The 20,417-nt window shown below is 71.8% G+C and carries 21 protein-coding genes; 15 read left to right on the top strand and 6 right to left on the bottom strand.

Annotated features, from left to right (window positions below; translation table 11 throughout):
* Positions 1-79: 79 nt before the first annotated feature.
* Genes ACZ7LT_RS27190 through ACZ7LT_RS27175 form a run of 4 tightly spaced genes read left to right on the top strand, consistent with a single transcriptional unit; the run spans position 80 to position 3,341 of the window.
* A complete protein-coding gene (locus tag ACZ7LT_RS27190; protein ID WP_471238737.1) occupies positions 80-889 on the top strand; it encodes an amino acid ABC transporter ATP-binding protein in 810 nt (269 codons plus the stop codon).
* A gap of 38 nt (positions 890-927) precedes the next feature.
* Positions 928-1,764: a glutamate ABC transporter substrate-binding protein gene (locus ACZ7LT_RS27185; RefSeq protein ID WP_471238736.1), complete on the top strand. Its 837-nt coding sequence runs from the start codon at positions 928-930 to the stop codon at positions 1,762-1,764.
* Positions 1,765-1,773: 9 nt separating this feature from the next.
* A complete protein-coding gene (locus tag ACZ7LT_RS27180; protein WP_471238735.1) occupies positions 1,774-2,439 on the top strand; it encodes an amino acid ABC transporter permease in 666 nt (221 codons plus the stop codon).
* On the top strand, positions 2,436-3,341 hold the full coding sequence (locus ACZ7LT_RS27175; RefSeq protein ID WP_471238734.1) for an amino acid ABC transporter permease: 906 nt from the start codon (positions 2,436-2,438) through the stop codon (positions 3,339-3,341). Before ACZ7LT_RS27180 ends, ACZ7LT_RS27175 begins: the two co-directional genes overlap by 4 nt.
* Positions 3,342-3,366: 25 nt before the next feature.
* On the opposite strand, the gene ACZ7LT_RS27170 is transcribed toward ACZ7LT_RS27175, so the two are convergent.
* The 5 genes from ACZ7LT_RS27170 to ACZ7LT_RS27150 all read right to left on the bottom strand — a co-directional run bounded on the left by ACZ7LT_RS27170 (position 3,367) and on the right by ACZ7LT_RS27150 (position 8,544).
* On the bottom strand, positions 3,367-4,644 hold the full coding sequence (locus ACZ7LT_RS27170) for an acyl-CoA dehydrogenase family protein (protein ID WP_471238733.1): 1,278 nt from the start codon (positions 4,642-4,644) through the stop codon (positions 3,367-3,369).
* Between the two features lie 153 nt (positions 4,645-4,797).
* On the bottom strand, positions 4,798-5,256 hold the full coding sequence (locus ACZ7LT_RS27165) for an RrF2 family transcriptional regulator (RefSeq protein WP_471238732.1): 459 nt from the start codon (positions 5,254-5,256) through the stop codon (positions 4,798-4,800).
* Positions 5,257-5,353: 97 nt separating this feature from the next.
* The gene (locus ACZ7LT_RS27160) at positions 5,354-5,995 is read right to left on the bottom strand and encodes a class I SAM-dependent methyltransferase (protein ID WP_471238731.1); all 642 of its coding nucleotides are present in this window, start codon (positions 5,993-5,995) and stop codon (positions 5,354-5,356) included.
* 50 nt (positions 5,996-6,045) lie between these two features.
* A complete protein-coding gene (gene aspA / locus ACZ7LT_RS27155) occupies positions 6,046-7,455 on the bottom strand; it encodes an aspartate ammonia-lyase (RefSeq protein WP_471238730.1) in 1,410 nt (469 codons plus the stop codon).
* Between the two features lie 39 nt (positions 7,456-7,494).
* Complete coding sequence (locus tag ACZ7LT_RS27150) at positions 7,495-8,544, bottom strand: asparaginase (protein WP_471238729.1); 1,050 nt, start codon at positions 8,542-8,544, stop codon at positions 7,495-7,497.
* A 112-nt stretch (positions 8,545-8,656) separates the two neighbouring features.
* On the opposite strand from ACZ7LT_RS27150, the gene ACZ7LT_RS27145 reads away from it, so the two are divergent.
* The 9 genes from ACZ7LT_RS27145 to ACZ7LT_RS27105 all read left to right on the top strand — a co-directional run bounded on the left by ACZ7LT_RS27145 (position 8,657) and on the right by ACZ7LT_RS27105 (position 15,827).
* A complete protein-coding gene (locus ACZ7LT_RS27145; RefSeq protein ID WP_471238728.1) occupies positions 8,657-9,112 on the top strand; it encodes an Lrp/AsnC family transcriptional regulator in 456 nt (151 codons plus the stop codon).
* Positions 9,113-9,214: 102 nt separating this feature from the next.
* Positions 9,215-10,327 carry a DUF5954 family protein gene (locus ACZ7LT_RS27140; protein ID WP_471238727.1) on the top strand — a complete coding sequence of 371 codons (1,113 nt, stop codon included), beginning with the start codon at positions 9,215-9,217 and terminating at the stop codon, positions 10,325-10,327.
* Between the two features lie 263 nt (positions 10,328-10,590).
* Entirely contained in the window at positions 10,591-10,986 is a 396-nt protein-coding gene (locus tag ACZ7LT_RS27135) for a TOBE domain-containing protein (protein ID WP_471238726.1), read from the top strand.
* Positions 10,987-11,152: 166 nt separating this feature from the next.
* Positions 11,153-11,938: a molybdate ABC transporter substrate-binding protein gene (gene modA, locus ACZ7LT_RS27130; protein WP_471238725.1), complete on the top strand. Its 786-nt coding sequence runs from the start codon at positions 11,153-11,155 to the stop codon at positions 11,936-11,938.
* Positions 11,939-12,032: 94 nt separating this feature from the next.
* Positions 12,033-13,970 carry an ABC transporter permease gene (locus ACZ7LT_RS27125; RefSeq protein ID WP_471238724.1) on the top strand — a complete coding sequence of 646 codons (1,938 nt, stop codon included), beginning with the start codon at positions 12,033-12,035 and terminating at the stop codon, positions 13,968-13,970.
* A gap of 123 nt (positions 13,971-14,093) precedes the next feature.
* Entirely contained in the window at positions 14,094-14,267 is a 174-nt protein-coding gene (locus ACZ7LT_RS27120) for a DUF6381 family protein (RefSeq protein WP_471238723.1), read from the top strand.
* Positions 14,268-14,527: 260 nt separating this feature from the next.
* Complete coding sequence (locus ACZ7LT_RS27115; RefSeq protein ID WP_471238722.1) at positions 14,528-14,821, top strand: DUF5133 domain-containing protein; 294 nt, start codon at positions 14,528-14,530, stop codon at positions 14,819-14,821.
* A 107-nt stretch (positions 14,822-14,928) separates the two neighbouring features.
* A complete protein-coding gene (locus ACZ7LT_RS27110) occupies positions 14,929-15,354 on the top strand; it encodes an STAS domain-containing protein (RefSeq protein WP_471238721.1) in 426 nt (141 codons plus the stop codon).
* Between the two features lie 17 nt (positions 15,355-15,371).
* Positions 15,372-15,827 carry an ATP-binding protein gene (locus ACZ7LT_RS27105; protein WP_471238720.1) on the top strand — a complete coding sequence of 152 codons (456 nt, stop codon included), beginning with the start codon at positions 15,372-15,374 and terminating at the stop codon, positions 15,825-15,827.
* On the opposite strand, the gene ACZ7LT_RS27100 is transcribed toward ACZ7LT_RS27105, so the two are convergent.
* Positions 15,781-16,722: a SigB/SigF/SigG family RNA polymerase sigma factor gene (locus tag ACZ7LT_RS27100; protein WP_471238865.1), complete on the bottom strand. Its 942-nt coding sequence runs from the start codon at positions 16,720-16,722 to the stop codon at positions 15,781-15,783. The two genes, ACZ7LT_RS27105 and ACZ7LT_RS27100, sit on opposite strands and share 47 nt — an antisense overlap.
* Positions 16,723-16,869: 147 nt before the next feature.
* Here ACZ7LT_RS27100 and ACZ7LT_RS27095 point away from each other — a divergent pair, with 147 nt between their 5' ends.
* Positions 16,870-17,292, top strand: a complete 423-nt coding sequence (locus ACZ7LT_RS27095) for an ATP-binding protein (RefSeq protein ID WP_471238719.1) — start codon at positions 16,870-16,872, stop codon at positions 17,290-17,292.
* A gap of 137 nt (positions 17,293-17,429) precedes the next feature.
* Positions 17,430-20,396 carry a hybrid sensor histidine kinase/response regulator gene (locus ACZ7LT_RS27090; protein WP_471238718.1) on the top strand — a complete coding sequence of 989 codons (2,967 nt, stop codon included), beginning with the start codon at positions 17,430-17,432 and terminating at the stop codon, positions 20,394-20,396.
* Positions 20,397-20,417 lie beyond the last annotated feature (21 nt).

Here is a 20,417-nt window from a genome sequence, read left to right as displayed (position 1 = left end):
TGCGGCCGGTTCCCGGAGGGCGGAGCATGAACGTGAGAAGGGACGGCAGAGCTGCGAGACGGTGACCCTGGAGGGTGCCATGCCCGGGCAGGACGACGCACACGACACGGCCGCGCACGCCGACGGCGCACCACCCCTCGGCGCGCGGGACGGCGACGCGCTCGTCGTCCTGAAGAACGTCGACAAGCACTTCGGCGCGCTCCACGTCCTCCAGGACATCGATCTCACCATCGGCCGTGGTGAGGTCGTCGTCGTCATCGGCCCGTCCGGCTCCGGAAAGTCGACGCTGTGCCGTGCCATCAACCGCCTGGAGCCCATCGACAGCGGCGAGATCGTCATCGACGGCAAGCCCCTGCCCGCCGAAGGGCGGGAGCTGGCGAGCCTGCGGGCCGACGTCGGCATGGTCTTCCAGTCGTTCAACCTCTTTGCCCACAAGACCGTCCTGGAGAACGTCACCCTCGGTCAGATCCGGGTCCGCAAGAAGGACAAGAAGACCGCCGAGGCGCGGGCCCGGGCGCTTCTGGACCGGGTCGGTGTCGCCTCCCAGGCCGACAAGTACCCCGCTCAGCTCTCCGGCGGCCAGCAGCAGCGGGTGGCGATCGCCCGCGCCCTGGCCATGGACCCGAAGGTCATGCTCTTCGACGAGCCGACCTCCGCCCTCGACCCGGAGATGATCAACGAGGTGCTCGAGGTCATGCAGCAGCTCGCCCGCGACGGCATGACCATGGTCGTCGTCACCCACGAGATGGGCTTCGCCCGGTCCGCCGCCAACCGCGTGGTCTTCATGTCGGACGGCCGGATCGTCGAGGAGACCACCCCGGATCAGTTCTTCAGCAACCCGCGCAGCGACCGTGCCAAGGACTTCCTCTCGAAGATCCTCCACCACTGAGCCCGCACCGCACCACGCACTCCCCAAGGGTGATGACCATGAAGACACTCAAGGCCTCCGTCGCGGCGGCCGCCGCGCTCGCGCTCGCCCTGTCCGTCAGCGCCTGCGGCGACGACGGCGGCGACGGCGGTGCAGGCGGCGACGGCGACAAGATCACCGTCGGGATCAAGTACGACCAGCCCGGCCTCGGCCTGAAGACGCCGGACGGCAAGTACACCGGCTTCGACGTCGACGTGGCGACATACATCGCCAAGGAGCTGGGGTACGAACCCGGCGACATCGAATGGAAGGAGGCCAAGAGCGCCGACCGCGAGACGCTGCTCCAGCGCGGCGACGTCGACTTCATCGCGGCTTCCTACTCGATCAACGACGAACGCACGAAGAAGGTCGACTTCGCCGGGCCGTATCTCCTGGCCCACCAGGACGTCCTGATCCGCTCCGACGACAACACCATCACCAAGCCGGAGGACCTGAACAACAAGAGGCTCTGCTCGGTCACCGGCTCCACCTCCGCGCAGAACATCAAGGCGGACATCGCCCCCCGGGCCCAGCTCCAGGAGTACGGCGGCTACTCGGAGTGCCTGACCGGCCTGGAGAACAAGGTCATCGACGCGCTCACCACCGATGACTCGATCCTCGCCGGATACGCCGCGCAGGAGCAGTTCAAGGGCAAGTTCAAGCTCGGCGGCTTCAAGCTGAGCAACGAGAACTACGGAATCGGCGTCCAGAAGGGAAGCGACCTCAAGAACAAGATCAACACTGCCCTGGAGAAGATGGTCCAGGACGGCTCCTGGGAGTCGTACGTCCAGAAGAACTTCGGTCCGGCCAACTACAAGAACGAGCCGCCACCGAAGATCGGCGTGGTCGTCGACTGAGAGGCCACCGTGTTCGACTTCCTCGAAGGCTACGACCTGCTGGGAGCGTTCTGGGTGACGGTACAGCTCACCGTCTACTCCGCGATCGGCTCCCTGATCTGGGGGACGCTGCTGGCGGCCATGCGCGTCAGCCCCGTCCCCCTGATGCGGGGCTTCGGCACCGCCTACGTCAACATCGTCCGTAACATCCCGCTCACGGTGATCATCGTCTTCACCTCGCTGGGCCTCTTCCAGACGCTCAACGTCTCGCTGGGCGCGGACGACTTCACCACGATCAACTTCCGGCTCGCCGTCGTCGGGCTGATCGCCTACACCGCCGCGTTCGTCTGCGAGGCGCTGCGTTCGGGCATCAACACGGTCCCGGTCGGACAGGTGGAGGCGGCCCGCGCCATCGGGCTGAGCTTCCCGCAGACCCTGCGTCTGATCGTGCTGCCGCAGGCCTTCCGCTCGGTGGTGGGCCCGCTCGCCAACGTCCTGATCGCGCTCACCAAGAACACCACCGTAGCCGCCGCGATCGGAGTCGCCGAGGCGGCGCTGCTGATGCGCGAGATGATCGAGAACGAGGCCCAGCTCATCCTCATCTCGGCCATCTTCGCCGTCGGCTTCATCTGCCTCACCCTCCCCACCGGCCTCTTCCTCGGCTGGGTGGCCAAGAAGGTGGCGGTGAAGCGATGACCAATGTGCTGTACGACGTGCCGGGGCCGCGCGCCAAGCGGCGCAACCTCCTCTACACCGTGATCTTCCTCGCCGCCCTCGGCGTGCTGATCTGGTGGGTGGCACAGAGCCTCGCCGACAAGGGCCAGCTCGAATGGTCCAAGTGGGCGCCGTTCTTCACGGACTCCCGCACGTGGAGCACGTACCTCCTGCCGGCCCTGGAGAACACCCTCATCGCCGCCGCGCTCGCCATGGTCATCGCGCTGCCGCTCGGCGCGCTCTTCGGCATCGCCCGGCTCTCCGACCACTGGTGGGTGCGCGGCGCCGCCGGCACGGTCGTGGAGTTCTTCCGCGCCATCCCCGTGCTGATTCTGATGCTCTTCGCCAATGCCGCCTACTCGGAGTTCACCGACATCAGCCCGAACAGCCGGCCGCTGTACGCCGTCGTCACCGGCCTCGTCCTCTACAACGCCTCGGTCCTCGCCGAGGTGGTACGGGCCGGCATCCTGGCGCTGCCCATGGGGCAGACCGACGCGGCCAAGGCGATCGGCATGCGCAAGGGCCAGACCATGACGTACGTGCTGCTGCCGCAGTCGGTGACCGCGATGCTGCCGGCGCTCGTCAGCCAGCTCGTGGTCATCGTCAAGGACACCGCGCTCGGCGGCGCGATGCTCGGCTTCTCCGAGCTGCTCGCCTCGGTCCGCCCGATGAGCGCCAACTACGGTGCCAACACGATCGCCAGCTTCACCGTCGTCGCCGTCATCTTCGTCGTGCTCAACTTCGCCCTCACGAGCTTCGCGGGATGGCTCGAAGGCCGGCTGCGGCGCGGCAAGAAGTCCACCGGCGCGGTCGTCGGCGTCGACGCCGTGGAGGAACTGGCCACCCCCGGCGAACATGTCGGCCCCGCCGAGGAGACCAAGTAGCCCGCGCCCCCCCGATCCCGCGCCCTCAGACCCGTGCGGTCAGGCGCGGATGGGTGCCGTTGAGATAGTGGTCCCCTATGTCGCGCAGCCGGTGGTCGGGTGAACTCCTCGCGGTCAGCACGCGCGCGTTGCGCCAGAACAGGTCGAAGGCGATGCCCTCGCCGGCGGCGGGGGCGAGGGACCCGGAGCCGTCCTTTAGCTCGAGCACCCGCGTCGTGATGTGGACGGCGGACCGCGCGGTGACCGCCTCGGCCGCCGCCACCAGCACGGCCGTCTCGGCGCGCTCGTCGACGGTCACACCGGCGCCCCGGAGCAGCCCGCGCGCCAGCGCGTCCGTGGCCCGCTCCACCACGGCCGCCGCGGTGTGCGCCGCCGTGGCCAGCTCCCCGTACGCCAGGAGCAGATACGGGTCCGTGCCGCGCCGCTCCCCGTAGTCGCCGCCCCGCGACCGCAGCCACGCGGCCTGCGCGGCGCGGCTGGCGTCCCGCGCCTCGGCCAGCGCCCCCTCCGCGATGCCCAGGGCGACCTGGACGAGGGCCAGCCGCAGCGCGAGCGGCGCCAGCGCGCTGAACGGGGAAAGGGCGTGTTCGTCGCGCGGGACGGTGCCGAGCACGTCCCGCGCGCTCACCGGCACCTCGTCGAAGGAGACGCTGCCCGCGCCGGTGAGCCGCTGCCCGACGCGTTCCCCGGCCGGGTCCGCGCGGACCCCGGGGTGTGCCGGATCCACCAGGACGATCAGCAGGTCGCCCGTGTCGGCCGAGCGGGCGCCGACGACCAGCCGGTCCGCGACGGTCGCCCCGGCCGCGAAAGCCCGGCGCCCGTGCAGGACATGCCCCTCCTCGGCTGGTACGAGCGTGAGCTCGGGCCCGGCACCGGCCTCGGGCGCCTCCACGCCGCCGCCGAGCAGCCACTGCCCCTGCACGACCCGCTGCTCGAAGCGGGCGGCGTCCCGCGCGGTGCCGAAGAGCCGGGCGCTCCACGCCAGCACGAGGTGGCGGGCGAGGAGTTCCCCGATCGAGCTGTCCGCCTCCGCGATCTCCCGGACCACGGCACACGCCGCCCGCCAGTCGCTGCCGTCGCCGCCGGGGGCCGGCGGGGTGAGCAGCCCCGGCAGCCCGGCCTCGCGCAGCCGCGCGACCTCGTCGTACGGAGTGTTGCCGGCCCGGTCACGGGCGAGCGCGTCGGCGGCGAGATCCTCCGCGACCTCGCGGGTGACACGGCGCCAGATCCCGGCACCGTCAAGGGGGACGGCCTCCGCGGATGCGGACCCCGTCTCCCGGTCAGCCGCCCGTTTCCTCGGCATGCCGTCCCTCACCGTCCCCTCCTGGCGCCCGCGCGGGGCAATCCCAGTATTCCCACTGGATTAGTAGGGATAGTGCCAGTCCGGAGTCCCTTACCCCAAGGGGGTGTTCACCAGATGGACCGGAAAATGGACACGCTGGGGTCTCTCGCGAGGTTAGGGGTTGGTCCACGCCGCCGGGTCGTCGGCCAGCGCGGACACCTCGGCGGGCAGCCGTGCGGCGGCCACGTCGGCCAGCGTCACACCCTCCAGGATCTGGCGGACATTCGCCCGCAGCGCGATCCACAGCGGCAGCAGCGACTCGGCGGGCCCGGTGTACGACAGCTCAGGTGGGCGTACCCCGCGCACCGACACGAGCGGACCGTCCACGACCCGTACGACATCGGCGATGGTGATGGCGTCCGCGGGCCGCGCCAGCCAGTAGCCGCCGTTGCCGCCCCGCTGGCTGCGCACCAGCCTGCCCCGGCGCATGTCGGTGAGAATGCCTTCGAGGAACTTGTGCGAGATGGCCTGCGACTCGGCGATCGCCTCGGCCTTGAGCGGCCCCGAGTCCTGGGCGGCGGCGAGCTGCAGCGCGGCACGAACGGCGTAGTCGGCCCTGGCTGAGATGCGCATGCCCCGCATTATTCAGCACCGCGTCATTCAGCACCGCCGGCCCCGCCCCGGACCGCGCGCCCCACGACGCGCGGCCCGGCCCCGCCGGGGGGCAGGGTCACTCCTTGGCGGCCAGTACGAACGCCTGCCGGGTCCGCTCGTCCTCCAGTCGCTCCCGGACGGTCCGGGCGCGCGGAACGAGCCCCGCCTCGGCCAGCAGGGCGACGACCTGGTCCGGGTCGCGCCGGTGGAAGGTGAGGCGGACCGGATGGCCGAGCGCCTCCGTCATCACCAGCGGCTCCCCGTCGCACTGGAAGGCGAGCAGCAGCTGCCCACCGGGGGCCAGGACCCGCGCGAACTCCGCGAAGGCCTGGGGGAGTTGCTCCTCGGTCAGATGGACGGTGGAGTACCAGGCGAGGACACCGCCGAGCGAACCGTCCGGCACGTCCAGAGCGAGGATCGAGCCCACGTCGAAGCGGATGCCGGGGTGCTTCTCGCGCGCCACCTCCACACTCCGCGGGGAGAGGTCCACGCCGGACACCGGTACGCCCAGCCCGTGCAGCAGGGGCGTCACCCGGCCCGTCCCGCAGCCCGCGTCGAGGACCGGCAGGCCCGTGGCACGGGCCTGCTCGGCGAAGGCGGCGATCAGCGCCCGGTCCAGCGGCCGGCCCGAGAGTTCGTCATCGAATTGCTCGTGCAGGTCCAAGGCCAACGCGTCGTAGGACGCCCGCACGCTGTCCAGCAGCTCCTGTTCGCTCATGGAGGCGACCCTACTGCGGGTCGAGAAGGCCGCCCTGCCCGGCGCCGAGGTCAGCCCTGACGGGCGCCGGCGAGGCGCTCGGGGGTGAGCAGCGTGGCCAGCCGGTCGGGGGGCAACAGGCCCTTCTCCAGGACCAGTTCGGCCACCCCGCGGCCCGTGGACAGCGCCTCCTGGGCGATGGAGGTGGCGGCCGTGTAGCCGATGTGCGGGTTGAGCGCGGTGACCAGGCCGATGGAGTTCTCCACCGTGGCGCGCAGCACCTCGGTGTTGGCCGTGATGCCGGACACGCAGCGCTCGGCGAGCGTCACACAGGCCGCGCGCAGCGAGGTGAGGGAGGTCGCCAGGGAGTGCAGGATGACCGGTTCGAAGGCGTTGAGCTGGAGCTGTCCGGCCTCGGCGGCCATGGTGATGGTCACGTCGTTGCCGATGACGGTGAACGCGACCTGGTTGACGACCTCGGGGATGACCGGGTTGACCTTGCCCGGCATGATGCTGGAACCGGCCTGCACGGGCGGCAGGTTGATCTCGCCCAGGCCCGCGCGCGGGCCGGAGGAGAGCAGCCGCAGGTCGTTGCAGCTCTTGGAGAGCTTGACGGCGATCCGCTTGAGCACCCCGGACAGGTGCACGAACGCGCCGCAGTCCTGGGTGGCCTCGACCAGGTTCGCGGCGGTCACCAGCGGCAGGCCGGTGATCGCGGCGAGGTGACGGCGGGCCGTCTCGGCGTATCCGGGCGGGGCGTTGAGACCGGTGCCGATCGCGGTGGCGCCCAGATTGATCTCGTGGATCAGCTCGACGGCCTCGGCGAGCCGGCTGCGGTCCTCGTCCAGCATCACGGCGTACGCGGAGAATTCCTGGCCCAGGGTCATCGGCACCGCGTCCTGGAGCTGGGTGCGGCCCATCTTCAGGATGTCGCGGAACTCGACGGCCTTGCCGGCGAACGCGTCCTGGAGGACGGCCATCGCGCGCAGCAGCCCGTGCACGGCGCTGATCGTCGCCAGCTTCACGGCGGTCGGATAGACATCGTTGGTGGACTGGCTGAGGTTGACGTCCTCGTTGGGGTGCAGATGCTGGTACTGCCCCTTGGCGTGGCCGAGGAGTTCCAGCGCCCGGTTGGCGACGACCTCGTTGGCGTTCATGTTGGTCGAGGTCCCGGCGCCGCCCTGGATGACGTCGACGACGAACTGGTCGTGCAGGGCGCCCGCGCGGATCTCCCGGCAGGCCGCGACGATCGCCGCGGCCTTCTCGGCCGGCAGCAGCCCGAGCTCCTCGTTGGCCAGCGCCGCGGCCTCCTTGACCGCGGCGAGCGCCTCGATCAGCTGCGGATAGACGGAGATCGGGGTGCCCGTGATGGGGAAGTTCTCCGTGGCGCGCAGGGAGTGGATGCCCCAGTACGCCTCGGCGGGGACGTCACGGTCCCCGAGCAGATCGTGTTCGCGGCGGACGGCGGCGACGGCGGTCATGAGTCCTTCAGTGGTACGAGGAGATGGCTGGAAGGAAGGTCAGGCGGAGAGGGCGGCCAGGACGGCGCCCGCGGGCTCACCGGCCGGCTGACCGAGCAGTCGGCGCAGCACCTCGGTCCGGGAGTCGGCCTCGGCGTCGAGCAGCGCCGCGAGGACGGCGATCCGGGCCTGGCCCGCGCGGAGCGTGCCGGTCGGCACGGCGCCCGCCGCGACCAGGTCCACGGCGCCGCCGTGGGTGTAGATCTCGGTGACCGGCCCGGCCGCCACCCGCGTGGTGAGCGCCACCAGGACGCCCCGCTCCACGGCGGCGGCGACCGCGTCGACGAACTCGGGGGTGGCGTTCCCGGCGCCGGTGGCGATCAGCACGATGCCCTGGGCGCCGGCCTGCACGGCGGCGTTCAGCAGCAGCGGGTCGGCGTCCACGTGGTGCATGACCATGTCGACCCGGGGCAGCGTGTCAGGCGTGGCGTCCGGGAGCCCGAGGGGCGCGGGGCGCTCGGGGTGGCGCAGGACGGTGACCTTACCGAAGCCGACGTTGCCCAGGCGCGGCCCGGACGGGTCGGCGAACGCGTCGAGGGCCAGCGTCTGCGCCTTGACGGTGCCGCGGGCCGCATGGACCTTGCCGTCGAAGACGACCAGGACCCCCAGGCCGCGTACCGAGGCGGCGGTGAGCAGGGCGTCGTAGAGATTGCCCGGACCGTCGCCGTCCTCCGTGCCCATGGGCCGCTGCGCGCCGGTGAGGACCACCGGGCGCGGGTCGTGGTGGTACAGGTCGAGCAGGAAGGCGGACTCCTCCAGGGTGTCCGTGCCGTGGGCGACGACGATCCCGGCCACGCCCGGGTCGGCCAGCACGTCGTGGACCGTGCGCAGCAGGGTGAGCTGCTGGGCGGAGGTCAGCCGGGGGCTGTTCACGCTGAAGAGGTCGACGACCTCGACGGATATCCCCTCGGGGAGCGCCGCGGTGGCCATCACGTCCCGGCCGCTGGCGTCGGCGGCGAATCCGGTGCCCTGCCAGCGGCTGGCGATGGTGCCGCCCGTGCTGATCACGACGATCCGCCGCTGCTGCTCCGGTGTCTCTACCCGCTCCACGCCATGCCCTTCCCAGTGCTTGTATGACAACCGCAACGATAGGTGGATCGGCGCGCAATGTGCTTGCCAAGATCCGCGAGGTTCCACCGGAATCGTGGGGGATAATTGCGTCATGGACGCTATCGATCTCAGTATCTTGCGCGAGCTCCAGAGCGACGGGCGGCTCACCAACCAGGAGCTCGCCCACCGCGTGGGCCTGAGCCCCTCGCCCTGCATGCGCCGGGTGCGCCAGCTGGAGCAGGACGGCGTCATCCAGGGCTACCGCGCGATCGTCGACCCGGAGGCGGTCGGCCGCGGCTTCGAGGTGCTCGTCTCCATCGAGGTGCGCCGCGACCGGGAGACCGTGGAGGCGTTCGAGGAGGCCCTGAAGACGATCCCCGACGTCATCGAGGCGTACCGCCTCTTCGGCAGCCCCGGCTGTCTGCTGCGGATCGCCGTCGCCGACCTCGCCGCGTACGAACGGCTGTGGATCGAACGCCTCACCACCCTCGCCGGAGTCACCGAGGTCAACTCCCAGATCATCATGAAGCGCATCAAGGAACCGCGCGGCCTGCCGGTCGAACGCTGATCCGCCGCACGTCCGGCCGCCCGGCCCGTGCCCGATCCAACCGTTGCGACTGTTGGGTCGATTCACCCCTGCGGGACGCCCGGCGTGGGCACGCTGGGCCCCATGACAGACCTGGGTGACAACGTGCCCGCGTACCGCACGATCCGTATGACCGCCCTCGACCAGCCGGTCGCCGCGGTGGCGGACGTGGAGGCATGGGAGGCACGCGAGAAGTATCCCGATCTCCTCTCCGCCGGCGGTGCGGTCTTCGGCGTCGCGCGGGAGCGCGAGCACGGCGGGTGGGAGCTGCTCGACTCCGTCTCCGGCGACACCCCGCAGGACGGCCGGGACGCCATGGGGTCCCAGTTCCGCAGACTCCTCCAGCAGGCCGAACAGGACGGCGACCGGGCCGCGCAGGAGGCGTGCGCGCGGGCGGTCGAGCTCATGGACTGGGAGCCCCTCGACGAGCTGACCGTCCTCGGCGTACGCCACCGGGTCGTGCGGGCCGAGGTCTTCGTCCGCTCCGGACCCGACGGGCCCGAGCCGCCCCGCCCCTCCGACCCCGACCCGGCCCCGCCGGGCGGGTCGCACAGCGCGCGCTGCCCGACCGAAGGGTTCGTCATCGACCCGCTGACGGCCACCGGCATGTCCGAGGGCATCCTCAAGGTGGAGCTGCTCTCCCTGGTCCGCAAGGCCGGCACCGTCCCCGACGACGTCCGCGAGGACTCGGTGCGCGCGGCCCGGACCCACCCGGGCGGCGTGCTGCTGCCCGCCACCTTCATGACCGCCGAGCACGTACGGGGCCGCTGGCGCCCCGAGTCCGGCGGCGCCTGCATCACCCCGCAGGCCGCCCGCGACGGCCTCGCCATGAAACTCCGGGTGATGATCCCCTGGGAACTGGGACCCGATCCCGCCCTGCACGCCCCCTACATGGCCGCGGCCGACCGATTCGACGAGCGGCGCACCGACGAACTGACCGTCGAGGGACGCCGGTTCAGGATCGTACGGGTCGAACGGCTGGTCCGGGTCGGGCCCGAAGGCCCGGAGGGCCCGCGCCCCTCCGACCCCGATCCGTACCCGCCCGTGATGGTCTACGACCGGCAGCTGCGGGAGCAGGGCGTCCTCACCGGCGAGGACGAGAAACGGCCCATCGTCCTCAGCCCGGAGACCCAGCGCCTCGCGGACCTCGTCCACGCAGAGGAGGACCGCCGCCGAGCCCTCCGCCGACGGCCCTGACCACCCGGCCCCGCGCCTGCCCCACGCCCCGCCCCTGCCCTGGAGCGCCGATGTGCCGTCGTACAGCCTTGGGCAGGCGGCGGGGCTGCTGGGCGTGAGTTCGGAGACCGTCCGTTCACGAGGCGAGTGCGAGTGATTCCGCGATGCGAGCCTCGGTTTCTGGATCGTGGAACTTGTCGCTTTCTCTAAGCGGCCTGGCATCTGCTACAGAAATCGCGGCGATCAATTGCACATAAGAGGCCAGGCGGCCTAGCGTGTCGCATATGCAGTCCTACACGATCGGTCAGGCGGCCCGTCTCCTCGGTGTCTCACCCGACACCGTCCGCCGCTGGGCGGACGCCGGGCGGGTCGCGACCCATCGCGACGAGGCCGGCCGGCGACTCATCGACGGCCGGGATCTGGCCGCGTTCTCCGTCGAGGTCGCCCAGAGCGGCCAGGGCGAGGACGAGGCCCCGTACACCTCCGCCCGTAACGCCTTCCCCGGCATCGTCACCGCCGTCAAACTCGGCGACGTCGCCGCGCAGATCGAGATCCAGGCCGGCCCCCACCGCCTGGTCTCCCTGCTCACCCGGGAGGCGGTTGAGGAGCTCGGTCTCGAGGTCGGCATGCAGGCCACCGCCCGCGTGAAGTCGACCAGCGTGCACATCGACCGCACCTGACCCCTCGGCCGCCTCCCCGCCCACGTCCCCGTTCATCTCCTGCTCCCCAGTGCCACACCAGCGACACCAGTGACACCAGCGGCGCCGCCCGTCCCCGGCGTGGCTCTTCACCGTCCGCTCGGACGGCTCGTGCCCGCCGTCCACGCCCTCCAGGAGCTCCACCTCCATGACCCTCAACCGCCGCCGCGCAGCCGCCGCCGTGCTCACCGCAGCCCTCCTCGTCCCCCTCGCCGCCTGCGGCGACGACGCCACGAAGGACTCGGGCGCCAAGGGGTCCACCGCCCCCGGGACGAAGCTGACCGTGCTCGCCGCGGCGTCGCTCACCGACGTCTTCAAGACCGCCGGCGCCGCCTACGAGAAGTCCCACCCCGGCACCAGAATCACCTTCTCCTTCGCCGGCTCCCAGGAGCTCGCCGCCCAGGTGAGGCAGGGCGCCCCCGCCGACGCCCTGGTCACCGCCGACACCAAGACGATGGACGGCCTGCGGGCCGAGACCGGCACGCCGACCGTCATCGCCAAGAACCGCCTGGTCATCGCCACCGTCGAGGGCAACCCGAAGAAGATCGACGAGCTGAAGGACCTCGGCGACCCGAAGCTCAAGGTCGTCCTCGCTGCCCCCGAGGTCCCCGCCGGGCGCTACAGCAAGAAGGTCCTGGACGCGCAGAAGGTCACGGTCAAGCCGGCTTCCCAGGAGCCGAACGTCCGGGGCGTCCTCAGCAAGGTCGAGCTCGGCGAGGCCGACGCCGGTCTCGTCTACAAGACCGACGCCGCCGGCGCGGCCGACAAGGTCGACGCGGTGGAGATCCCGGACGCGCAGAACCAGATCGCCTCCTACCCGGCGGCCACCCTGAAGACCTCCAAGAACGCCGACGCCGCGGCCGCCTTCGTGGCCTGGCTCAGCACGCCCGCGGCCCAGAAGATCCTCCAGGACGCGGGCTTCCAGAAGCCGTAACCCCGCACCCGTACGCCCCGGCGTACCCGCTGTCATGGGACTCGCCGGCCGGGGGACCGGGCAGCCCCTCCCCTCCCCACCCCAGGACCCTCCGATGAGCCGCCTCCCCGCCCGCCGCGCCCGCGGACCCCGCACCCCGCTCACGCTCGCCGTGCCCGCCGCGCTCGCCGTCGCCTTCCTGCTGCTGCCGCTGATCGGCATCCTGTTCCGTACCCGCTGGAGCGAACTCGCCGCCCACCTCAGCAGCCCCGGCACCACCGAGGCCCTCAAGCTGTCGCTGGTCGTCTCCCTCTGGGCGCTCGGCCTCTCCCTGATCCTCGGAGTGCCGCTGGCCTGGCTGCTGGCCCGCGTCGACTTCCCCGGCAAGGCGTTCGTACGCTCCCTGGTCCTGCTGCCGATGGTCCTGCCGCCCACCGTCGGCGGCGTCGCCCTGCTGCTCGCCTTCGGCCGGCGCGGACTGCTCGGCCCCTGGCTGGAGGACACCTTCGGCCTCACCCTGCCGTTCCACACCTCCGGCGCCGTCGTCGCCGCGACCTTCGTCGCCATGCCGTTCCTCGTCATCAGCCTCGAAGGGGCGCTCGGCGGACTGCGCCCCGGCTACGAGGAGACCGCCGCGTCCCTCGGCGCCTCGCCGGTACGGGTCTTCTTCACCGTCACCCTGCCCATGGTCGCCCCCGGCCTCGTCGCCGGAGCCGCCCTCACCTGGGCCCGGGCGCTCGGCGAGTTCGGCGCCACCATCACCTTCGCCGGCAACCTCCCCGGCACCACCCAGACCTTGCCGCTCCAGGTCTATCTGCTGCTCCAGGAGGAGCCCGAGGCGGCGACCTCCGTCTCCCTGCTGCTGCTCGCCATCGCGATGCTGGTCCTCATCGCCCTGCGCGGCCGCTGGACCGCCACGCCGACCACCCGCGCGTACGCCGCCAGGCCCACGCCGCCCGACACCGAACCGGCCCCCGCCGAGACCCCGGCCCCCGCCCCCGTACCGGCGCCGCGCGAGTCCTGGCCCCTGCACGCCGAGGTCACCGGCTTCAACCAGCTCACGCTCGACGCCGCACCAGGCACCACCATCGCCGTCGTCGGCCCCAATGGCGCCGGAAAGACCACCCTGCTGCGCGCCCTGCTCGGTCTCACCCCGCGCGCCCACGCCGCGCTGCGGCTCGGCGGCACCGACGTCACCGATCTGCCCCCGCACCGCCGCGGTGTCGCCTGGGTCCCGCAGGACGGCGCCCTGTTCCCGCACATGAGCGCCCTCGCCAACACCGCGTACGGGCTGCGCGCCCACGGCGTGTCCCGCGCCGAGGCCCGGCGGACCGCGCGGCAGTGGCTGGAGAGGCTCGGCGTCGGCCACCTCGCCCACCGCCGCCCCGGCCAGCTCTCCGGCGGCCAGGCCCAGCGCGTCGCCCTCGCCCGAGCGCTCGCCGCCCGGCCCCGGCTGCTGCTGCTCGACGAACCCCTCGCCGCCCTCGACCAGACCACCCGCGCCCATGTCCGCCACACCCTGCGCACCCACCTCGAAGGCTTCGGCGGGGTCTGTCTGATCGTCACCCACGACCCGGTCGAGGCGGTCTCCCTCGCCGACCGCGTCCTCGTCCTCGACGACGGCCGCGCCCTCCAGGACGCGCCGCCCGCCGAGGTGACCCGCCACCCCCGCTCCCCGTGGGTCGCCCGGATGCTCGGCCGCAACGCCTGGCCCGGTACCGCCACCGCCGACGGCCTCAGCCTCCCGGGCGGGGGAGTGCTCGTCGTCGCCGACCCGCTGCCCGCCGGCACCGACGCCCTCGCGATCATCGCCCCCGAGGCCGTCTCCGTCCACCGCGACCGGCCCGGCGGCAGCCCCCGTAACGTCTGGCCCGGCACCGTACGGGAGATCACGGCCAGCGGCAGCCGGCTTCGCGTCCTGATCACCTCGGAGCGGGTGCCCGACCTGGTCGCCGAGATCACCCCGCAGGCCGCCGCCGAACTCGCCCTCGCCGACGGCACGGAGGTGTGGACCAGCGTCAAGGCGACCGAGACGACGGTCGTGACGCTGTGAGCCCGGCACACCGACCGTCTGGAAGGCAGCGCGGTAGCGGAGCGTAACCCTTCAAGATGCGCATGCGCGGGGGTGCTGGTTGCCTGAAGGGGCACCAGCTCCCCCTAGTCACAAGGAGTGACCATGAGCGTTGCAGACGAGTCCCGCAACCGTGCCCAGCAGATGCGCCAGAAGGCTCAGCAGCTGACCGAGCAGGCCGAGCGTGCGACCGACCCGCGTGAGCGCGAGAGGCTGCAGGAGAAGGCCCGCAAGCTGCAGGAGCAGAGCGAGCAGGGCGACATCGGCGGGGCCATGTAGCGCCCAGGCCGTCGCCGTTCGCGGCAACTGCCGTACCAGGCAAAAGTCGGTGGCCTCCCACGCCTCGCGCGTGGGGGGCCACCGGTGCACCCCGTTCGCGGCGTGTTCCCGCCCCCGCTCACCCGCCCGGCGTAGCCCCGGCCCCCGCCCGGCCGCCTCCCCGCTCCAGACTCCCCGTCACACGGCGTCACCGCGCCGGTCGCGTGGGCCAAGGCCCGCGTGCAGGATGGGAGGTCCGGGCCCGTGTCAGGAGGTCATTGATGCTGCTGCCCGACAAGACCACCATCGAGCGGCTCCTGCACCACTACCGGGTGCAGGAACGTGTGGTGCTGTCGAAACCGCACGACCTCGCCGTACGCAGGCGCTTCGAGGACACGGCCTACACCCTCTGTGTCCTCATGGGAGAACGCACCGCGCGTGAGGCGGTGTACGCCGCCGAGCGCTACCTCGGCAAGGGCCGCCCCGTCGGCCGCCTCGCCCCGAACGCGCCCCAGGCCACGACCGGCGGCCCGCCCACGCCCCCGACACCCCTCACCGGCCGCAAGGGACGGTGACCCCCGCGCCGGACGGGCAGCCTCGGTCGGGCAGGACGGAGGGGCTGGGGAGCCCGATCCGGGGCAGGATCCTTACGCGAGGACCATCCGAAGAAGGCGGTGGACCGATGGCACCGGAGAGCGCACCAGAAGCCGCCCCGGGCACACCCGGGGAGCCGGGGGACAGAGGCACGGCGGGGCGGGGACGCTTCGGCGTCGCGGTGCGCCAGGCCGAGGGCGCCGTCGTCCTCGCCCTGGACGGCGAGCTGGACCACGACACCGCCGCGCCCCTGCGTACCGCCCTGGACGAGGAGATCTCCGCGGGCTCCGGCCGGCTTGTCGTGGACTGCTCCTCCTTGAAGTTCTGCGACTCCACCGGGCTGAACGTCCTGCTCCGGGCGCGGCTGGCCGCCCTGGAAGCGGGCGGCTCCCTGGAACTGGCGGGGCTGCGGCCTCCTGTGGTGCGGATGTTCGAGATCACCGGCGCGCACGCGGTCTTCCGGGTGCACTCCGACCTGGACGAGGCGTTGGCTCAGCCGCCCCCTGAGCGGTGAGAGAGGCCGTGGTGGCGATGACGGAGAGGCAGCCCGAGGCGGGCCAGACGCGCCGCCTGGCGCTGTACGGCACCAAGGGAGTGGTGACCCGCTGCCGTGACTTCACCGCGCGGGCGCTCGCGGACTGGGGGTGGACCCCGCCCGCGGACGAGGAGGACCGGGAGTGCGTCGAGGACGTGCTGCTGCTGGTCTCCGAAGTGGTGACCAACGCCTGTCTGCACGCGGGCGGCCCCCAGGAGCTGGTCCTGCGCCACCGGGAAGGGCAGCTTCGCGTCGAGGTCGCCGACGCCAACCCCGACCCGCCCCTCCCACGCGCCCCCCGGGACGCCTCGCTGCCGGGCGGTCACGGCCTGATGGTGCTCCAGCGGCTCGCCGAGGACTGGGGGTCGGTGGCGCGCGACCGCGGCAAGGTCGTATGGCTGGAGATCACGCTGCCTTCGCGCGCGCCGCGGCACCGGCCGGCGGGCCGGTAGCGCCGTCGTCCGGCGGATCCTCCAGCAGACCGGCCCGCAGCCGCTCCAGGATCCCGGCCAGCAGCCGTGAGATGTGCATCTGGGAGAGCCCGAGCCTGGCCCCGATCTCGGACTGGGTCAGCTCCTCGCCGAACCGCAGCCGCAGGATCGTCCGCTCGCGCTCGTCGAGTCGGGCGATGAGGGGCTTGAGGGACTCCAGCGACTCCACCAGATCGAAGGCATGCTCCTCCATGCCGAGGCGGCGTACGACCGTGTTGGTGGCGGGCTCGTCCTCGTCGAGCGGGGAGTCGAGGGAGCGCGCCGCATAGCCGTTGGCCGCCTGCTCACCCTCCGCAACCTCTTCCTCGCTGACGTGGAGGTACGCGGCGAGCTCGGCGGTGGTGGGCCGCCGACCCAGCTCCTGCTCCAGCACGTCCAGCGCCTTGGCCAGGGCGATCCGCAGCTCCTGGAGGCGCCGGGGCACCTGCACGGCCCAGCTGGTGTCACGGAAGAAGCGCTTCATCTCGCCGACGATCGTCGGCAGCGCGAACGACGCGAACTCCACCTCGCGCTCCACGTCGAACCGGTTGATCGCCTTGATCAGGCCGATCGTGCCGACCTGGACGATGTCCTCCATCGGCTCGGTCCGGCTCTTGAACCGCCGTGCGGCGAACTTCACCAGGCTGAGATTGAGCTCGACCAGCGTGTTGCGGACGTACGCGTGCTCGGCGCCGCCCTCCTCCAGCTCGGCGAGCCGCCGGAACAGCGCCAGGGAGAGCGTCTGCGCGTCGTCCGTACCGACCTCCCGGGGCCGGGAGATCTCCGGCAGACCGTCCAGGGCGATGCGCCGCACCTCCTGCGCGTCGGTCGCGGCGGGGGAGCGTGCGGGGACGGCGTTGCGGCGGGTGGTGGACATCATGCTCCTTCGACGGGTCGGGGGCCCTGCGCCGCCTGGCAGCGGGCGGGTCCGTCGTCCGAGCGTCCTGTCACCAGGATGCCCTTTTGATGAGCTTTGACGCTATTTCTTGTGCTTCGAATCTCGGTTCCTGGGAAGCGGCACCGTATGAATCGCGGACAACTGGAGGGGTTGCGAACCGACAGCCGGCGCTTCCCGGTGGACGGCGGGCAGGGTGTGGTGGGTACGTGCCGGGACCTGACCCGCCAGGTGCTCGAGGAGTGGTGCGTCCTGCCTGAGCCCGAGGACCGGGCGCTGGCCGAGGACGTGCTGCTGCTGGTCTCGGAGGTCGTCACCAACGCCTGTACGCACGGTGGCTCGCCGTACGAGCTGCGGATCGACCGCACCGACGACCGGCTGTGGATCCAGGTCAGCGACACCAGCGCCGTACGCCCCCAGCCGCACCGGCACCGGGCCGCCACCCCCTCCGGGCACGGCCTGTACCTGCTGCAACGGCTCTCCACCCGGTGGGGATGGGCTCCCCGGACGACAGGAAAGGCCGTCTGGTTCGAGATGCCCGCGCCCCGCTGAGCGGGCGCTCCCACCCCCGCCGGGGCTCCGGATGTCGACGGGCACCCGCCGTGCCAGAGTGGAGGAGCCGTACGAGCACGTCCTCGGGCGCGCCGCCACGGCACCGACACCGTGCGTCATGACAGCGCGAGGCGACGATGGACGTGCATCCCCGTCCGCCCGATCCCGGGCAGCCGGCCCGCGGTCCCTCCGCCGAACTGGGCGAGGAAGGACTGCGCAAGCTGCTGGCCGGTCTGACCGCCGTACGGGACGGAGACCTCTCGGCCCGGCTCCCCGACGACGCCGGCGGGCTGCTCGGCGAGATCGCGACCATCTACAACGGCATGGTCGAGCAGCTGTCCCTGGTCACCTCCGAGGTCACCCGGGTCGCCCGCGAGGTCGGCGGGCAGGGCCTGCTCGGTGGCCACGCCAGGGAGCCGCGCGTCCGGGGCGTGTGGCTGGAGCTGACCTCCGGCGTCAACACCATGGCCGACAACCTGACCTCCCAGGTCCGCTCCATCGCCCAGGTCGCCACCGCCGTCGCCCGCGGCGACCTGACCCAGAAGATCAGGGTCGACGCGCGCGGGGAGATCCAGGAGCTCAAGGAGACCATCAACACCATGGTCGACCGGCTCTCCTCCTTCGCCGAGGAGGTCACCCGCGTCGCCCGCGAGGTCGGCACCGAGGGCAAGCTCGGCGGCCAGGCGACCGTACGCGGTGTCTCCGGCACCTGGAAGGACCTCACCGACAACGTCAACTCGATGGCGACCAACCTCACCAACCAGGTCCGCAACATCGCCCAGGTCACCACCTCCGTCGCGCGCGGCGACCTCACCCGCAAGATCGACGTGGACGCGCGCGGGGAGATCCTGGAACTCAAGACCACGATCAACACCATGGTCGATCAGTTGTCGTCCTTCGCCGCCGAGGTCACCAGAGTCGCCCGCGAGGTCGGCAGCGAAGGACGGCTCGGGGGACAGGCCGAGGTCGAAGGCGTCTCCGGTACGTGGAAGCGGCTCACCGAGAACGTCAACGAACTCGCCGGGAACCTGACCCGCCAGGTCCGGGCGATCGCCGAGGTGACCAGCGCCGTCGCCGAGGGCGACCTCACCCGCTCCATCACCGTCGACGCGCCCGGCGAGGTCGGCGACCTCAAGGACAACATCAACGCGATGGTGGAGTCCCTGCGGGCCACCATCCGCGCCAACGAGGCCCAGGACTGGCTCAAGACCAACCTCGCGCGCGTGTCCGGGCTGATGCAGGGCACCGGCAACCTCCCCGCCCTCGCCGAGCTGATCATGACCGAGGTCCCGCCGCTCGTCTCGGCCCAGTACGGCGCGTTCTTCCTCGCCCAGGAGGACGACGACGGCACCGTCCTCGTCATGACCGCCGCCTACGGCTCACCCGACGACCCGGCCACCCCGCCCCGCAGCTTCCGCCTCGGCCAGTCCCTCGTCGGCCAGGCCGCGCAGAGCCGGCGCACCATCGTCGTCCAGAACGTCCCGGCCGGCTACGCCACCATCGCCTCCGCCACCGGCTCCGCCGAACCGGTCCAGCTGATCGTGCTGCCCGTCGTCGTCGAGGACCAGGTCCTCGGCGCCGTGGAACTCGCCGCCCTGCACCCCTTCTCCGACATCCACCGCGACTTCCTCGACCGCTTCATCGAGACCGTCGGCGTCAACGTCAGCTCCCTGATCGCCAACGTCCGCACCGACGAACTCCTCGCCCGCTCCCAGCGCCTCACCGCCGAACTGCGCACCCGCTCCCAGGAGTTGCAGGAGCAGCAGCAGGAACTGCGCCGCTCCAACGCCGAGCTGAAGGAGAAGGCGGCCCTGCTCGCCGAGCGCAACCGCGACATCGAGTCCAAGAACCTGGAGATCGAACAGGCCCGCCAGGAGCTGGAGGCCCGCGCCCAGCAGCTCTCCCGTACCTCCATGTACAAGTCCGAGTTCCTGGCCAACATGAGCCATGAACTGCGCACCCCGCTCAACAGCCTGCTGATCCTCGCCCGGCTCCTCGCCCAGAACCCCGACGGCAACCTGACCGACAAACAGGTCGACTACGCCGAGGTCATCCACTCCGCCGGCTCCGACCTGCTCCAGCTGATCAACGACATCCTGGACCTGTCGAAGGTCGAGGCCGGAAAGATGGACATCCGGCCCGAACCCTTCCCGCTGCACCAGCTCCTGGACTACCTGGAGGCGACGTTCCGGCCCGTCGCCGGCGAACGCGACCTGGAGTTCCGGGTGGTGGCCGCGCCCGACCTGCCCGGCGAACTCACCACCGACGAGTCCCGGCTCCGCCAGGTCCTGCGCAATCTGCTCTCCAACGCGCTCAAGTTCACCGAGGAGGGACAGGTCGAGCTCGCCGTCCACCGCGCCACCGACGACGAACTCCCCGCCGCCCTGCGCGATGCCGGGCCGGTGCTCGCCTTCCACGTCACCGACACCGGCGTCGGCATCCCGCCGGAGCGGCTGGAGAGCGTATTCGGCGCCTTCCAGCAGGGCGACGGCACCACCGCCCGGCAGTACGGCGGCACCGGCCTCGGCCTCTCCATCAGCCGCGAGGTGGCCCGGCTCCTCGGCGGTGTCATCACCGCCGAGTCCACCGTCGGACACGGCAGCCGCTTCACCCTCTACCTCCCGATGCGCGAACGAGCCGAGGACTCCACCCCCGCCGCCCCCGCCGACCTGCTCGGCCCGACCACACCCGGCGCCCGCGCCCCCGCGACGCAGGGACGGACCGTACTCGTCGTCGACGACGACCCCCGCAACGTCTTCGCCCTCACCCAGGTCCTGGAACGGGAAGGCCTACGCGTCCTGCGCGCCGACAGCGGCCGCGCCGGCATCGACCTGCTCGCCCGGCACGACGAGGTCGACCTCGTCGTCATGGACGTGATGATGGCCGGCATGGACGGCTACGCCACCACCGCCGAGATCCGCGCCATGCCCCGCTTCGCCGACCTCCCCATCATCACCGTCACCGCGAAGGCGATGCCGGGCGACCGCGCCAAGGCCCTCGCCGCCGGAGCCAGCGACTACGTCGCCAAACCGGTTGACGCCGACCACCTGCTGGGCCTGATCCACCACTGGCTCACCCACCGCGCCCCACCCCGCCCCCACTGAACGGCCGGCCACCGCCGCTCC

The organism is Streptomyces sp. NPDC039465, assembly GCF_055639315.1.
This window is presented reverse-complemented; position numbering and strand designations above follow the sequence as displayed.